The sequence below is a fragment of the Desnuesiella massiliensis genome (assembly GCF_001403615.1).
Lineage (GTDB): Bacteria > Bacillota > Clostridia > Clostridiales > Clostridiaceae > Desnuesiella > Desnuesiella massiliensis.
Genome location: NZ_LN879453.1, coordinates 163723 through 180352, shown reverse-complemented (window position 1 = coordinate 180352; position 16630 = coordinate 163723). Strand labels below are relative to the sequence as shown.

General features: G+C 30.7%; 19 protein-coding genes. 5 read left to right on the top strand and 14 right to left on the bottom strand.

The window, feature by feature from the left end:
• Both BN2665_RS03455 and BN2665_RS03450 read left to right on the top strand, forming a co-directional pair.
• A complete protein-coding gene (locus BN2665_RS03455) occupies window positions 1–1251 on the top strand; it encodes a lactate/malate family dehydrogenase (protein WP_055665720.1) in 1251 nt (416 codons plus the stop codon).
• Window positions 1252–1283: 32 nt separating this feature from the next.
• Entirely contained in the window at window positions 1284–2111 is an 828-nt protein-coding gene (locus BN2665_RS03450) for a PHP domain-containing protein (RefSeq protein WP_055665719.1), read from the top strand.
• A gap of 35 nt (window positions 2112–2146) precedes the next feature.
• Here the strand turns inward: BN2665_RS03450 and BN2665_RS03445 are convergent, their stop codons facing one another.
• Window positions 2147–2377 carry a holin gene (locus tag BN2665_RS03445; protein ID WP_055665718.1) on the bottom strand — a complete coding sequence of 77 codons (231 nt, stop codon included), beginning with the start codon at window positions 2375–2377 and terminating at the stop codon, window positions 2147–2149.
• 654 nt (window positions 2378–3031) lie between these two features.
• Between BN2665_RS03445 and BN2665_RS03440 the strand changes: the two genes are divergently transcribed.
• The gene (locus BN2665_RS03440; protein ID WP_055665717.1) at window positions 3032–3421 is read left to right on the top strand and encodes a hypothetical protein; all 390 of its coding nucleotides are present in this window, start codon (window positions 3032–3034) and stop codon (window positions 3419–3421) included.
• A 252-nt stretch (window positions 3422–3673) separates the two neighbouring features.
• Here the strand turns inward: BN2665_RS03440 and BN2665_RS03435 are convergent, their stop codons facing one another.
• The 6 genes from BN2665_RS03435 to BN2665_RS26145 form a co-directional block, all read right to left on the bottom strand.
• A complete protein-coding gene (locus BN2665_RS03435) occupies window positions 3674–3916 on the bottom strand; it encodes a site-specific integrase (protein WP_055665716.1) in 243 nt (80 codons plus the stop codon).
• Between the two features lie 117 nt (window positions 3917–4033).
• Window positions 4034–5449 carry an aminopeptidase gene (locus BN2665_RS03430; RefSeq protein WP_055665715.1) on the bottom strand — a complete coding sequence of 472 codons (1416 nt, stop codon included), beginning with the start codon at window positions 5447–5449 and terminating at the stop codon, window positions 4034–4036.
• A 137-nt stretch (window positions 5450–5586) separates the two neighbouring features.
• Complete coding sequence (locus BN2665_RS03425) at window positions 5587–6519, bottom strand: CorA family divalent cation transporter (protein WP_055665714.1); 933 nt, start codon at window positions 6517–6519, stop codon at window positions 5587–5589.
• A gap of 144 nt (window positions 6520–6663) precedes the next feature.
• Window positions 6664–7215, bottom strand: coding sequence for a 5-formyltetrahydrofolate cyclo-ligase (locus BN2665_RS03420; RefSeq protein WP_055665713.1), 552 nt, complete (start codon window positions 7213–7215; stop codon window positions 6664–6666).
• Window positions 7205–8122, bottom strand: coding sequence for an HPr(Ser) kinase/phosphatase (gene hprK / locus BN2665_RS03415; RefSeq protein ID WP_055665712.1), 918 nt, complete (start codon window positions 8120–8122; stop codon window positions 7205–7207). Before hprK ends, BN2665_RS03420 begins: the two co-directional genes overlap by 11 nt.
• 25 nt (window positions 8123–8147) lie before the next feature.
• Window positions 8148–8324, bottom strand: coding sequence for a DUF896 domain-containing protein (locus BN2665_RS26145; protein ID WP_074042207.1), 177 nt, complete (start codon window positions 8322–8324; stop codon window positions 8148–8150).
• A gap of 299 nt (window positions 8325–8623) precedes the next feature.
• Here BN2665_RS26145 and BN2665_RS03410 point away from each other — a divergent pair, with 299 nt between their 5' ends.
• Complete coding sequence (locus BN2665_RS03410; RefSeq protein WP_055665711.1) at window positions 8624–8809, top strand: aspartyl-phosphate phosphatase Spo0E family protein; 186 nt, start codon at window positions 8624–8626, stop codon at window positions 8807–8809.
• 161 nt (window positions 8810–8970) lie between these two features.
• Here BN2665_RS03410 and BN2665_RS03405 read toward each other — a convergent pair whose 3' ends face one another.
• The 4 genes from BN2665_RS03405 to helD all read right to left on the bottom strand — a co-directional run bounded on the left by BN2665_RS03405 (window position 8971) and on the right by helD (window position 13301).
• A complete protein-coding gene (locus BN2665_RS03405) occupies window positions 8971–9369 on the bottom strand; it encodes a hypothetical protein (RefSeq protein WP_055665710.1) in 399 nt (132 codons plus the stop codon).
• A 32-nt stretch (window positions 9370–9401) separates the two neighbouring features.
• On the bottom strand, window positions 9402–9653 hold the full coding sequence (locus BN2665_RS03400) for a DUF1292 domain-containing protein (protein WP_055665709.1): 252 nt from the start codon (window positions 9651–9653) through the stop codon (window positions 9402–9404).
• A gap of 80 nt (window positions 9654–9733) precedes the next feature.
• Window positions 9734–10906: an FprA family A-type flavoprotein gene (locus BN2665_RS03395; RefSeq protein WP_055665708.1), complete on the bottom strand. Its 1173-nt coding sequence runs from the start codon at window positions 10904–10906 to the stop codon at window positions 9734–9736.
• Window positions 10907–11006: 100 nt separating this feature from the next.
• On the bottom strand, window positions 11007–13301 hold the full coding sequence (gene helD, locus BN2665_RS03390) for an RNA polymerase recycling motor HelD (protein ID WP_055665707.1): 2295 nt from the start codon (window positions 13299–13301) through the stop codon (window positions 11007–11009).
• A gap of 213 nt (window positions 13302–13514) precedes the next feature.
• Here helD and BN2665_RS03385 point away from each other — a divergent pair, with 213 nt between their 5' ends.
• Window positions 13515–14348 (top strand): SDR family oxidoreductase, encoded by an 834-nt coding sequence (locus tag BN2665_RS03385; RefSeq protein ID WP_055665706.1) that lies wholly within the window; start codon window positions 13515–13517, stop codon window positions 14346–14348.
• 44 nt (window positions 14349–14392) lie between these two features.
• Here BN2665_RS03385 and BN2665_RS03380 read toward each other — a convergent pair whose 3' ends face one another.
• From BN2665_RS03380 to BN2665_RS03370, 3 genes are all read right to left on the bottom strand, one after another.
• Complete coding sequence (locus BN2665_RS03380; protein ID WP_055665705.1) at window positions 14393–14908, bottom strand: hypothetical protein; 516 nt, start codon at window positions 14906–14908, stop codon at window positions 14393–14395.
• A 513-nt stretch (window positions 14909–15421) separates the two neighbouring features.
• Window positions 15422–16009, bottom strand: coding sequence for a GNAT family N-acetyltransferase (locus tag BN2665_RS03375; RefSeq protein WP_055665704.1), 588 nt, complete (start codon window positions 16007–16009; stop codon window positions 15422–15424).
• A 101-nt stretch (window positions 16010–16110) separates the two neighbouring features.
• Window positions 16111–16530, bottom strand: a complete 420-nt coding sequence (locus tag BN2665_RS03370) for a pyridoxamine 5'-phosphate oxidase family protein (RefSeq protein WP_055665703.1) — start codon at window positions 16528–16530, stop codon at window positions 16111–16113.
• Window positions 16531–16630: the final 100 nt, after the last annotated feature.

The window sequence follows — 16630 nt, the reverse complement described above, 5'->3', positions numbered from 1 at the left end:
ATGCATTACTATAAATATAAAGATTGTGTTTTGGCTGCAAAAGATAATTTAAATATGTCAGATCACTATGAAAGCATTGACTTAGAGTCTTTAACAAACTATAAAGGTGAAATGTTTTATATAGATAAGAGAGATCTATCTCTTTTTAGAAGTAAGTCAAAAATCCTTTCCCCTAGCTTCTTTACCTTAAATAAAGAAGATCTAAATATGCTTAGAGTTAATGAGGATTACTCTATGGTAGATAAAATTACAGAAAAGTCTATTAGGGATGGCAGAATGTTTTATATTAATTCCTCAAATAGTAATTGGCCTCAATTATTAGAAGAGCAGATAAATAAAAAATGGAGAATTTCCGTGGTAGGTTTAGGAGATGTAGGAGGTACTCTAATAACAGGTTTAAGATTGCTTGGTGGAGATTGCATTGAGTCTATAGGAATCTACGATAGAGACCCTAATAAGATTAAGAGATGGACTCTTGAAGCTAATCAAATATTTGATATCAACAGCAGCAATATGCCACCTATTATCCCTTTAAAAGAAGAAGATATATTTAATTGTGATATGTTTGTTTTCTGCGTTTCAGTGGGAGTTCCTGAAGTAGGCAAGGAACAAAAGGACGTAAGATTAGTACAATTCGAAGGCAATGCTAAAATCCTATCTTATTATGCTAAAAAAGCACGAGATGCTAACTTTAAGGGATTGTTTTCTGTAGTTTCAGACCCTGTAGATTTGCTATGCAAGGTTGCCTTTAATGAAAGCAATAAAAATTCTGAAGGAGAAATAGATCATAAAGGGTTAGCCTCTCATCAGATTAAAGGCTATGGTTTAGGAGTAATGAATGCAAGAGCTGCCTATTATGCCTCTATAAATGAGGAAACCTTAAATTATGTTGAAGAAGGAAGAGCCTTTGGTCCTCATGGCGAAGGTTTAGTAATTGCTAATAGTATTAATAATTATGATGAAGATTTATCCAATAAGCTCACCCTAGAAACAAAGAAGGCTAATTTGGAGGTTAGGGCTTCAGGCTTTAAACCCTATATAGCTCCAGCTCTTTCCTCGGGAGCCCTAAGTCTTATTGCTACTATTAAAGGTCAATGGCATTACAGCTGTAATTTCATAGGTGGAGTATTTATGGGATGTAAAAATAGAGAAACTCCCTATGGTTTAGAATTAGAAAACTATGATTTCGACCCAAGGCTTTTTGATAAATTAAGTGATACTTATGATTATTTAAAATCCTTATATTTCTAAAGAGAGGATGTGACTGCCTTTAAGGCATATACATGAAGATTAAAATTGATTTACATATGCATACTACCGCTTCCGATGGTAAACTTTCTCCAAAGGATTTGGTCATATTAGCTAATGATCAAAACTTAGATATAATATCCATAACGGATCACGATACTACAGCTGGAATTGAGGAAGCTATAAAGGCCTCCGAGCCGTATAATTTAAAGATTATACCTGGTATAGAACTGTCTACTATACATAACAATGAAAGTATTCATATTTTAGGTTACTTTAGAGATAACAGCTATAAAAATATGGAATTTCAAAAATTTTTAAAGGATATGCAGGATTATAGGATATATAGAGCTAAAAAAATAGTAGAAAATCTGAATACTTATTTTAATATTAAACTTGACTATGAACAAGTATTTAAGAGAGCAAGGGGCGTAATAGCAAGACCTCACATTGCCGCCTCTATCATTGAAGAAGGCTATCCCTATGATTGGGATTATATCTTTAATAATATAATTAGCAAGGATAGCCCTGCTTATGTTCACAATAAAAAAGTATCCCTTACTGAGGGGATTAGCATGCTAAAGGACTTAAATGCCTTAGTTTCACTAGCTCACCCTGTACTTATCAAAAAAAGCAATGTAGAAGATATTATAAAATATGATTTTGATGCCATTGAGGCTCTTTATTATTTAAATACTAAGGAAGATACCTTAAAGTTCATAGATCTAGCAGAAAAACATAAAAAACTTATTACCTTTGGTTCAGACTTTCATGGATTAGGAGCGGATGATACTAAGCATGGATATATTGGCTCTATGGATGTGCCTTCAGAATATGCAGATAGGTTTATAAATGCACTTTAAAAAGCGACTCCCGTCGCTTTTTTTCTTATAGTTATTTACTTCTTAGTTTCTTCAATATTTTTATTCTCTTTATCATCATCTAAATACCATCTACTCTCAGTGGCTGGGTTGCTAATTATTCCTGCTAGCACTAATATTGATAGCAATGCCTTTATTATTTCATCATAATTACCTGGTAATACTTTTAATCCAAAGCCTTCTAATAGCATGGGTATAAAGGCTAATATAGAAAGCCATAAACCATAGTTTCTAAATCTACCTTTCATTTTTGTATCACCTTCTTCAAATTGCTATATAATACATAATATTCCTCTTTTTAAAAAGGTGAAACTACTTTTGAGTATGCAAAAAAATCAAATAAAGTTTTTATATTTACTAGCTTTTGTTTTGACAAAAGTTTTTTCTATTAAAAAAATCATGCGATTTCCTATAAAAGTTTCTACCCTATGGCCACCGCTAAGGTTTAAGTGGATTGATATAAATAACTCTAAGTTATAGCTATTATCGATATTAACACGCTTACATACCATCTCCTATTTAAATTTTTGAGAACTTGGAGTTTGGTCTCAAACCTTTACGAAAAGATTCTCAAACCTTTTAAAAATAGATAACCTGAAATAATTAATTTCCATGGTTCTAGATTCAAGCTATTTAAGAACGACAATAAGAAAAAAATGAAGGCAATATAAATCCCCCTTATTTAATTGTAAGTAGTATCAAGTTATTTTTTTCGACTACTAATATATCTATAGAGAAAATTTTATCATATTATGCAGTTCCAATTAGCTTTTAAACATAGTAATTTATACAAAATATCTTATTTTTTGCATAAGTAGTAACATTTTTTTTAATGTAGAATATTCTATATTAGAGATAAGGGCACGCCCCTAGCTCTAATATAGAAATGGATGGTGAATATAATGGATACACCAGAATACCCAAATATGTATAATAATAGTACAATGTGTCAAGAAGATCCTGTTACAATTGGAGCAGCATGCGTTGCTGAGTTAGCTCCTAACGTTTTTGTATTACTTGTTGAAGTAGAAGTAGATGTAATTGGTGAAGAAATAGAACAAGTGCTTATAATAAGAATAACACCTGCTCAAGCAGCACAATTAATAAGATCAGTTGGCCTTTGTCAAATAGTAGGTCCAGATGAAATTCCAACTTCAGCACCTGGAAGAGAGGTAAATCTTATTTGCGCATTTGTATTTGGCGGAAATGTATTTTTGGTATTTGACGTTGAAACCAACACAACAGATGAGCTTGTTTTAGTTAGAGTTCCTTTATGCCCAATCGTTGGATAGAAATAATAAACTGAATTGTATCAACAACTATAATGTTGAGTAGTACAAGAACTATAAAAAAGTAAGCATTTTATAGGGCCAAAAAAAGGGTCAGTGCATCTGGGATAATTCCTCAGTGTACTGGCTCTATCTTAATTTTCCACTGATTAAGCTAATACATTATATGAACATGCATTAAACACTTCTGTTGAACTTGCATTGGGGTTAATGTATGGTAAATTTACGGTAATTTGTATACTACCGTCTATTAGTTCAATATAAAAATTTTTTATAGTTATCTATAACTTTTTCATTTATAGATTTTAAATTTGTTATATTAGCTAAATTTAAATATGCTATAAATCTATTTATTTTTTGTCTATAGCCTTTGATTGTATAAATACTACAATTATTTGCTTCTAAATAATTTATATATTCGTTCCCTAGTTCGTCCATTGTATTAATATTAATGTCATTTTTATTTCTTTTTCTTACAGGCAAAAGAAATGAAGCCATGTAAACTCCTCCATTCATGTAAGGATTTACATAGCTTCATTTATAAAAACATCATAGTTTCACTTATAATTTTTTTAATTTTAAAAAAGCTTCAAACCTAGTAAAATCAATATCTGACTATGCCTCTAATAGGAATGCATGATATCCTCTCATAGCTTCATAGATATCTGCCTTGCTTGCAACTTCCCAAGGCGCGTGCATATTATGAAGAGCTACTCCGCAGTCTATAACTTCCATTCCATACTCAGCTAGAATGTAAGCTATAGTTCCTCCGCCTCCTTGATCAACCTTTCCTAATTCCGCAGTTTGCCAGCTAACATTATGCTTATCCATTATATTTCTTATTTCAGCTATATATTCTGCATTAGCATCATTACAGCCTGATTTTCCTCTTGAACCAGTATACTTATTAAATACTAATCCTTTTCCAAAATAAGCTGCATTCTTTTTCTCCATCACTGACGGATAATTTGGATCATAAGCAGCACTTACATCTGAGGATAACATTTTTGAATTAGCTAAGCATCTTCTTAACTTTAACTCACTATACTCTCCTACTCTATCCATGATTTCAGCTAATACATTCTCGAAGAATTTAGAATGCATTCCAGTAGCTCCGATGCTTCCTACTTCTTCCTTATCAACAAATAAACCAACACAAGTTTTGTCAGCCTTGTCCATTTGTAATAATGCTTCAAAGGAAGTGTAAGCACATACTCTGTCGTCATGGCCATAAGCCATTACCATGCTTCTATCTAAACCATAGTCTCTAGCCCTTCCAGCTGGAACAACTTCTAACTCAGCTGACACAAAGTCTTCTTCATTAATTCCATACTTTTCATTTAAAAGCTTTAATATATTAAGCTTAACTCTTTCCTTTGCATCTTTATCTTCAATAGGCATACTTCCTACCAATATGTTCAAGTCTTCTCCTTCAACACCATTAGATAGTTTTTTATTCATTTGATCCGCAGATAAATGTATTAATAAATCTGAAATTCCTATTACTGGATCTTTTTCATCTTCTCCAATTACTACATTTACCACTGAACCATCTTTTTTAGCAATTACACCATGTATACTTAATGGTATTGTAACCCATTGATATTTTTTCACTCCACCATAATAATGAGTCTCCATCATCGCTAATTCTGAATCTTCGTATAGTGGGTTTTGTTTTAAATCTAATCTTGGAGAATCTACGTGTGCACCTAATATTTTTAACCCTTTTTCAAAGTTTTCTTCTCCTATTAAAAACATGGCTAAAGTTTTTCCTTTATTATTAGCATAAACCTTATCCCCAGCTTTTAAGGTTTTTCCTTGTGCAAGGATTGTTTCTAAATTTACATAACCATTTTTTTCAGCTATTTCTATAAATTCATCTACACATTCTCTTTCAGTCTTGCACTTTGACATATAATCTATATATCTGTCATTGAGAGCAAAAACTTTCTCTAAGTCTTCTTTAGAATATTTGTTCCAAGCTGTTTCATATTTTTTTGTTAAATCTTTTTTTTCTTCTACTTTAGACATACTAATATCCCCCACCTTATAAAAAATTATTACATATACCTATAATTTAAATTTTTATTAATTAAGTTTATAGATATTTTTATAAGCTAACATTTATATTTTACATCAAATTTCAAGAAAATACAAACAAATGATTTTCATAACCATTTCTTCTTTTTAAATACATAAAATAAAGTTACTGCAATAGTAGCCATAATAATTAAAATTAAATAATATGCATACCATTTATCTTTTAATGGAATATTATCTAAGTTCATACCAAACAAACCACTTATTAAATCTAGTGGAAGAAAAAGAGCCGCTACTAATGTAAATATCTTCATTAATTCATTAGTCTTGTTAGAAATTTCGGATTCAAAGGCCTCTCGTACCAAGGCCAAATCTTGAACTAGATTTTCTAACGACAACATTAATTTTTCTATCTTATTATTTAAATTTTTATAATAACGTATATTATCTTTATCTATAATATTATTTTCATTTAAAAGAAGACTGTCACCTATATACCTTAAAGGATTCAAAAATTTTCTAATCTTATATACTTGTCTCCTAAGATTTATAAGGTCATGAGCCTTATCATTGCTTGGATTTTTTAAAATACTTATCTCTATTTTGTCTGCCTCTGATTCTAGTTCTGATATAACATTGTAATTTCTTACTATTATTCTATCTAATATATAGTATAAAAGAATGCAGGGCTTAGATTGTTCCTTTAGCATAAAACAATTTTTATCTTCCTTTATGTCTGAAAGAAAATCTTCTATAATATCGGATTTATCTTTATAAACCGTAATAATATAATCCTTTCCTAAAAAGATATTTAATTCTTTGGAAAGGACTTCTCTATTCTCATATTCTAAAATATTAAACACCATAAAAATATAGTCATTAAAATAAATTATTTTTGAAGACTGATTTAAGTTATTGCACTCTTCAATGCACTCACCATCTAAATCTATATTTAGATCAGAAAGCTCTTTTGGCGTACCTAAAATCCAATAATAATTTTTTCCAATCTTCCAATCTTCAGCTGTAGTCTTAAAGTTTTGGGAAATATCATATACCATCATAAGATCACCAATTTTAATAATATAGGTTTCTTTTAAAACAGGGTTTCTAACTCAACTATTACCTTATATGTGTACCATAATCACTTATAGTTATGATTTTGTAACATGTATAAGGTAAGTTTCGATACAGAAACCCTATAAGTCCTAATTTGTAATGACAAAGTCTATATATTCATCATTTTCATCCATGGGAACTTTTTCTACCATCTGAAAGTTGAAGCATATACCTATTTTTTTGCAGTTAGGGCTTAGTTTTCTTAAGAATCTATCATAGTAGCCAGCTCCATAGCCTATACGTCCACCTCTGCTATCAAAAGCTAAGCCTGGCAAAATCACTAAGTCTATGTTTTCTTCTAGCATTATCTTATGTTCTTCATATTCTGGTTCTAGTATTCCATACTTACTAGGTTTTAATTCATTTATACCTTCTATACTTACGGCTTTCATTCCTAAATCCTTAGAAATTACTTTTGGTACTGATACTTTTTTCCCTAAAGCTATACAATGCTCGATGATACCATGAGTATCTACCTCTTTATTAAAGCTTACAAATATGAAAATATTATGGGCTTTTTTAAATTCATCACATTCTATAACCTTTTTTAAAATTGATCTATTATATTCTTCAAATGAATGGTTATCAAGGTTTTCTCTCAATTCTATCATCTTTTTTCTTAATTCTATTTTAGAGAGCATCTTCCCAAATCCCTTCTATTCTTTTATCTATTATATCTGCTGGAGTAACCTTGCTTATCAAGCTATATCTGTAATTTGCAGCAGCAGCCTCAAGAATCACAGCTACATTTCTGCCCGGTCTAATAGGAACAGTAAGCTTTCTAACGGGCACTCCTAATATATCGATATGTTGCTCATCAGTACCAAGTCTATCATATACCCCATCATCTCTCCAATGTTCTAAATAGATTACTAACTTGACGGTTTTACTATGAAGTACAGAGCTTAGCCCATATAAAGCTGGTACGTCTATTATACCCATGCCTCTAACCTCTAGCATTCCAAAGGTAATGTAAGGTGAAGTTCCCCTTAACACTCCGTCAATCTCTTTTATATCTACTGCATCGTCTGCCACGAGTCTATGTCCTCGTTTTATAAGCTCCAACGCGGTTTCGCTTTTGCCTATGCCACTTTCACCGGTAATAAGTATTCCTATGCCATATACATCTACCAGCACTCCGTGAAGCCTTGTTTCCGGTGCTAGGGCATCATCAAGATAATTAGTAAGTTTGCTTATAAATCTAGTAGACACCATATCTGTTCTTAAAACCCATCTATGGTTTCTTTCTGCTCCTTCTATTAATTCCTCATGAGCTTCCAATCCCCTCGTTAATATAAGGCAAGGTGTATCAAAAGTAAAAAATTTTTTTAATCTCTTCTTTCTTATTTCTATTTGCATATTATCTAAAAAACTCCACTCAGCCATTCCAATTATTTGAATTCTATCATTAGCAAAATAATTATAGAATCCTGATAGCTGAAGTCCTGGTCTATTTAAATCACTAGTACTTATTTCTATATCATTTTTTCCTTCTACTAATACTTCTAAATTAAAATCTTTTATAAGTTGTTCCACTGAAACTGCCAATTTAACCCCTCCTTGCATCCCTTAATTAATTCGAAGACTTTCTTTCAATGGTATTAAGCTGAGCCCTAAAATTAGCCTTAATATTGTCTACATACCTTCTTCTTAGTTCTTGCTGCTCTATAAGTTCTTCTTCCGTTAAGCCTTCTTCTTTACTTTTTTTATATAATTCATTTATTCTTTTTATCATCTCGTCTATGTTCATGATTTTCACCCTTTCTAAATATATTTTAAAGCATTAAATAAACTTTAATCAATAAAAAAATATCAGAATAAAATTTATGACCACTTTCGTCATTTACAGTTTATTCCATGTAGCTTTTTTCAACATATAGAAGTAGATTAAAGGCATATTAGTACTTTTGTATTTTATATAAATTAATACTTTTGTAAATATTTTTGAAGCATTTTGTATTTTATTGACTTAAAGTAATTCTTTATTATGTATAAAAATCTGATAGAATAATATTACAAATATAGTAAATGTTTTAGGAGTGATATCCCATGAAAAAATGGTTACCCACTAAAATTAAGCTGCTGAGGAAAGCGCTACATATACTTTTACTTTTAAAGTCTCCTACGAATAAATATGTTGTAAAATGCAGTCAAGAATTAGACAAGCTTATAGTAGAATATCAGAAGAGCATTATAAAACCTAAAAGAAATAAAGTGAAAAGCAAGGCTGCCTAATTAATGACTTAATTTACTCTTTATTATTTCATATATTACGTTAGAGTTCTTAGATTATATCTTACCAAGAATATACTATACTCTTCGCAATGTGTATATATGATAATTTATTATAAAAAACCTCACTCCTTATGGAGTGAGGTCCATATTTATTTTAAATTCTAAATGTCAAGTTCATCTAGTACTTCTTCAATATTTAAGTCCTTATCTCCTGAAACAACCACAGCAACAAATTCATTATACTCATAATTTTCACTATCTAACTCATAAGAAATGTATTGAGCTTCTGCGCCAAACTCTTCCATGATCTCTTCCATAATTTCACCCACATTGTCAATAGCTAAATCATTTAAATAAGGCAGAAAATAGTCTTCATACCAGCTTTCGCTTTCCTCTTCTTCTTCGCACTCATCCTTAGCATAAGCTCTAGCAGCTTTTAGCTCATCCTCGTCAAAATCATAGAAGAATCTTATAACTGCAAATCCTTCTTTATAGCTAATTTCTTCTATATCACTTAATCCATTATTCTCTAAAACTTTAATTATATCTTTACTATTCATATCTAAATTCCTCCACATAAATAATATTAAATTTATTTTTCATTATATAATAAGTTTTTATACTCTTTTTTAACTCTATCAAACTCTTTTTCATCCTCTACAAGATTAAGCTCTTGTTTATCCTCTACATAATCTACTCTAAAGACAAAGGCATCCTCTTCATTTCCATCTATAGGAGATAATATTAAGTATTCTGTCTCTTCTAAAAATATTCTAGCTATGGGCTCAAAATCAACTTTATTGCCTTCCTCATCCCTAAAAGACATTATTTCTCTTTCTTCCATAAAAAAATTCACTCCATTACTTTTTAGTTTTTTCTTTACAAAATATACTGCAAGATTAATTCCTGCAGTATATCTAAATATTATAGTAAGCCCATAAAAGCTTCTACAAATTCATCCGCCTTTTTATATTCTTCCTCTGAAGGTACAAAATTAAACTTTAATCCAGGCTCTACAACCTTAAATTTTAAGCTCTTAAGTCTATCTGTAAGCATTGGAACACCTTCTCCGCTCCAACCAAAAGATCCGAAAGCTCCTGCAGCCTTAGCTCTATTGGTTATAGGACATATAGAAGAAAGTAAATCCCAAGCTGGCTTTACAGCATCTTGATTAATAGTTGGAGAACCTACCATTATTCCACTAGCACCTTCTACTAATTGAACTAAATCTCCCATATTCATGGATGTTATCTCATGAACATTTGCTTCTATTCCTTTTTCCTTTACTTTGTCACATAAATAGCTGGCCATAGCTTCTGTATTCCCATAGGCTGATATATAGAAAATTTGAACATTTTTTTCTGCTATTTCTTCTGTAGTTGCCCATTCTTTATAAAGATTTAAATATTTTTCTACATCCGCTATATGTACTGGACCATGGCTAGGTGCTACTATATCAAATTCTATATCTTTTATCTTATCTAGCGCCATCAAAACAAACTTTTTAAAAGGTCCCATAATAACATCAAAGTAATATTTCATTTCTTCGAAATAGTCTCCAGAACAATTGTCTACTATACTTGTATTTGGGCAGTAGTGACATCCAGTGAAGTCACAAGTAAATAATACTTTTCTTTCTGATACATGAGTAAATATAGTATCTGGCCAATGTAAATTTGGAGCTGATATGAATTTCAAAGTGATGTTGCCTAGGCTTAATTCCTCTTTTGCTTCCTTCCATTTAAACTCTCTATTTAATATTTGTTTTAAATATATCATAGCAGCCTTAGAAGATACTATTTCAGCTTCTGGATAATCTTCTAACAGTTTAATTACGGATCCGCTATGGTCTAATTCTGTATGTTGAACTATTATATAATCTATTTTTTTATCTCCGATTACAGACTTAATATTATTTTTAAATTCATCATAAAATCCAGTTTTAACACTGTCAACTACAGCTATTTTGTCATCTTCTATTATATAAGAATTATAAGTAGTGCCCTTTTTAGTTTCCATTATGATATCAAATATTCTTAATTCAGGGTCATTAACACCTACCCAGTATATATTATTCTTAATTTTTTGTGAACTCATATAAAGACCTCCCAGCTAAAAGTATATTATAAATTAATTCAATTTTGTCCAAGTTAATTCTATCACAAATATAATGGATTTAAAAGTTAATACTTACCTTTTAAATCAAAGGAGAAATATCGCCATTATAAAAAACATATTCTAAATGTAAAGCCCTTGTTAAAACTACATATAACAACTTTTTATCTAGTTCATTCTCCCCATAATTTTCACTGTTACAATTATAAATTACAGAGCAATCAAACTCTAATCCCTTGGTCATATAAGAAGGTATTATTATTTTATCTAAATTTAGAATATCATCATTTTCTTTTACCAGCTTCCAATTATTATTGCTATACTTTTTAAGCACCTCATTGATCTTCTTGCATTCCTTATGAGTTCTTCCTATAATCGCTACACTCTTTTTTCCTAAAGCCTTTACTTCCTGAACTATTTCCTCCAGCTTATCTGCAAACTCTTTACCTTTACTAAAATTTATAACTTCAGGTTTGTTACCGTGCCTTAATACTGGTTTTGCAGGTTCTAAGCTGTTTTTTTGCTTTTTGAGAACTACATTTGCAAATTCTATTATTTCAATGGTAGATCTATAGCTCTGTCCAAGAGGAGCATAATTAACTTCATTATTAAATACCTCTGTTATTACTTTGCTCCAATCTTCAATGCCCTTATAATAGTAAATGCCTTGCCCTAAATCTCCTACTATAGTAAAGGAATCTCCATAAACCATAAATCTAGCTATCATTAACTGCAGTAAACTATAGTCTTGTACTTCATCTATAACAATATGGGAATATTTGAATTTCTCAGGAACTCCATCTATATTAAATTTTATATAAAGTATAGCTGCAAGATCATCACTATCTATTACTCCTTTTTCATTATCCTCATTGAGGATTTTTTTCATATAGGCTGCTAAACTTGATGGAATCTTATTAGCTGTGGCTTCCTCAAAAATACTCTCCTCATTAAAAAGTTTTAAATATAAGCCTTTAGTGTCTATTCCCTTCCATGCTTCAAAATAATTTTCAAATAGCTTTCTGCTTTGAAGCTTTATTTCATTTTTCTTTTCATCTCTTTCGTTATAAACCTCTATTAATTTATTTCTTCTCTCTGCTCCATCCTCCATAGTTTTCTTAATTCTTGCAATATTATATTCGTATAAGAAATCTATTCTCTCCAGTATAGAAACAATTTTTTCATTAAGCTTTAGTCCAAGATATCTTTTAATTTCATCTTTTCTTTTATTTATAGGCATATTAGATAAATCTTTTGAATATAATCTTTTAATCTCTTTACTTTCAAACAGAATATAGTCCTGAACTTTTATATCCTCGATCTTAGAATCTTCTCTTTCAATTATTTTTAAGTATCTATCTAATATAGTTCTAAATACAACACTACCCTTTACTTTACTGCTGTTAGTGACATACTTTACATAGGCTTCATCACTGCTTTCTAATATATCCGCTAACTTTTTATCCTTAGTATAAACCTTAGACTTTATACCTAACACCTCTAGACACATATCCTCAAAAGTCACCTGTTTAACTTTTTCTACTCCTAAATTAGGAAGCACCTCTGAAATATAATCTAAAAATAGTTTATTCGGCGCAATAACTAAAATATCTTCCCCAGATAGTTTATTTTTATATCTATATAAAAGGTAGGCTAACCGGTGTAGAGCTATGGTAGTTTTTCCTGAACCTGCAGATCCTTGAACTATAATGGGCATGTTTTTTTCAGCTCTTATAATGTCATTTTGTTCCTTTTGTATGGTAGCTACTACTTCTTTTAATTTACTACCTGTACTTTCTTCAAGGTTTATTCTTAAAAATTCATCAATAAGGGCGTTTCCTTCACTGTCATCTCCAAAAGCTCTTATTATTATGTCATTAATACCTTCATCAAATATATCCTTTAGTTCATTACTTTTATATAAAAATTTTCTTTTTAATGAAAGCTCTCCATTGATTGCTCCTATAGGGGCTACATAATAAGTTTCTCCTTGAGTACCACTATAGTAAAGATCTGCTATAGGGGCCCTCCAATCTATAACCACTTCTTCTCCCGTTTTAGAGTCTCCTAGCCCAAATTTACCGATATAGTATCTTTCTTTTTCTTTTCTAAACTCTCTAAAATCAATTCTAGCAAAGTAAGGCTGATTAATAGCCTCCTTATACTTTTCTAAGCTTTTATGAACTATTTCATATAATTTTATGGAAGTCTCTAGTTCCTCGTTATATCCACCTTTAGAAGCCTTCTTTAATGACGAAATTTTGCTTTTAAGCTCTTCTTCACTGTTAGAAACATTCTCTAATTCTTCTTTAATCCACGTTCTAGTGTTTTGAAGTTTTTCTATCTCCACTTTGAATTCTATGGATTCATGCTTCATTATATTCACCTCACTCTCATAACCTAATCTAAAATTATACATTTTTTAAAAAATCATGTCAATATTTACTATACTATACTCATATAATTAAATAGGGAGTTTCCCTATAAGGAAACAAGCTTAAATATTAACTTATATCTGCACCATAATGGCTTGAAGATAACATTTATATTTCATAAGATAAATTATTTTTATAGGAAGGTGTTGATTTATTTGAATATATTAATTACTGGTGCCAACGGAAGTATTGGAAGCTATTTAAAGGATTATTTCGAAAAAGACCATAAGATATATGCTTTAGGAAAAAATGAATTGGATATAACAAATAAAACCTTAGTATGTAGTACCATAGAGCTATTAAAGCCTGATTTAGTTATTCATACCGCTGCTATAACTAATTTAGATTTCTGCGAAAACAATGAAACTGCTGCTTATACAGTAAATACTATAGGTAGCCTAAATGTTGCCTATGCCTGTTCCTGCCTAGATATACCTATAGTATATCTATCTACTAACTATGTATATAATGGTTTAAAACGAAGCCCTTATTACGAAACAGATGAATGTGACCCCTTAAATATATATGGAAAAACTAAATTAGCTGGGGAAAAACTTATTAGAACTATATGCAAGAAATACTTTATTATAAGAACCTCTTGGGTTTTCGGAGGCTACGATTGCTACATTAGAAAAGCCTTAGATAAGATAGAGTCCCCGATTTTTGTTTGCTCCAATGAAGTAGTAAGCCCCACATATATAAAAGATTTAGCAGATGCTATTAATACTATGGTTAAATCTAATTTTTATGGTGTTTATAATTGTTCAAATAACGCCATAATCAGCAAATGCAATTTAATTAGAACTGTTTTTTATAAATTAGGTCTTGAAAAGAACTTAATAGAAATGCCAGAAGGCTACATTGCCAACTCCGCCCCCCGACCAAAATATTCTGCACTTAATACTTCTTTGCTAAAAAATTGTTTTAATATAGAACTTCCTAGCCTGGAAAGCAGAATTAATGAATATATTTTAGAATATAATGACTAAAATATTTTAAAGCATAAAAAATAGCAGTAAAGAACTGCTATTTTTTATGCCGCAAAAAGATTTCTATAATCTTTGCTATCCTTTCTTTGGGCCTTTAAAATGGCTTTAGTAAGATACACAGTGATAACACCATCTATCATGTGATGAATTACACTACCTATTCCCACAAGAACTAAGGATTTATAAAAATCAAATCCAAAAGGAATTACAATAATTGCTTCTAAAAGTCCATGTATTGGAGCTGTTATCCATATAACTTGTCCTAAAGAAAAGTTCTTTCTTATTAAAACTGCACCTATACCCGCCACAAACATGTGCATAGCAGCTCTAGCCGCAACTTCTAGCGGAAGACCTGTAATCACAAATCCTATGGCTGAACCTATTCCCACAGCTATACCTGCCATCGGAGATATCAGCATAGCTAAAAACATAGGTACATGGAAAGTCAAGGTAGCTGTAAAGGGCGGTATAATAACCCTTAAAAATCCAAATTGAGTAGGTATTATAATAGATAGAGCAACTAATAAAGCCGTAATTATCATCTTTTTATTCTTATTCATGTTATTTCCCCCTGCATACTAGTGTATATACACTAGTATATAGCAATGCGTTGCTTTTGTAAATATATTTTTAAACGTAACCTAATTATTATTGATACGCACTTTAGTATTTATTATAATATAACTATACCCTATATAGGTATGGAGGGATTTAATGTGATAAAAATAGAAGACAAGGCATTAGCTAGCATTAAGGCTAGTGGTGGTATTGTAGTTATAAAAATTGTAACCTCTTCCTGTGGTTGAAGCGGCGGCATACTAAAAAACCTTTGGATCGAGGTTCTTAAAAATTTTTCTGACGAGATAAACTATAACTTATATGAAGTAGATGGTATAAAAATCTATATTCATAAAACTCTTGTATTAAGCGAAGAAATTATTATAAAACAAAAACTTAAACTTCCTTTCTTAGGTGCTGCCTATAATGCTAAAGGGATTACTATAAAGTAACCCCTTTACCCTTTTAAAATCCATACTAAATCATTTTAATACTATCCTATCTTATCCCAAAATCTATTTATTAAATTTCATGTAGATGCGTTCGTTAAATCCCTTTTGCTTTCCATACCTCTCTTTCTTTCTCTCAAATTCCTTAAATCCAACCTTTTTATATAGACTTATCGCTTTTTCATTCACATCAGTTACATCTAAAACATATTCTGTATATGGTAAATTATTAATTATATATTGTAATAGTGAAGTTGCAACGCCATTGCCACGGCTTTCAACTCTAGTTGCCATACATTCCACAAAGGCAATATTCTCGCCAAATTCTATAGGTTTATTAAATTCGCTATTTAGAATTCGATAAACAATATTTCCTTTTATAAAACCAAATTCTTTTAGAAATTTTCGTTTTTCTATATTTACAGCCCTTGTTTTGCTATCTGAGCAACACACCATGCCCACCACTACATTGTTTATGGTGGCCAAATAGCATGACTCTTCAATAAAGGCATTTTCAAAAACTTTTATAAGCTTGTCTGTACTCTTTGAAATACCAGATAACTCCTCATAAAACCCATCAACGAACACCTCTGCTACTTGGTATTTTGCATTATCATCCAAGTCACACATTCTTCTAATTTCTATTTCTTCCACGTTACAGCTTCCCCCCTTACTTTTATTTTATAAATGATACGCTCATTGTTGAACTTTAGAAAAGTATTCACTTCTTATTCTATGTTTTTCTTATACTAACTTTATTCAACATCAAAATTTTCCGATTTAAAATTACTATAAAACCGCCCGTTATGTGCTGTAAATTTTAATACACAATAATCAGGGTCGCTTACACCTAAGGGATAATACATTGTATCACCCTCACGCCAAATCATTTCTTTGGAATCACTATCTTCAAGCACTTCCATAGTTCCCTTTAACATCACTCCCCTAAAAAAACGTTTGTCGCAAAAGTACACGCTTGCTTTCGGGTCTGCCTTATATTGGCTTACCCTCATAGATGAAGTATTAGTAGTAAAATAAATATGCTTAATTCCCTCTCTTTTTCTTGGCGGTAACATTGCTTTCATATTTGGAAATCCTTCAGCATCTATTGACCCAATAAACGAAACACCTGCCTTATCAATTAAATTGCCTATGGTTTTCTCTGCATCCCTCATTTTAATATCCTCCTTATAAATTTATTTATTATATTGTATTTTTCCAACTCCTGCCCATTCTTCGATGTATCTTTTATTTCCTCCTCTTGTCTTTAATTAG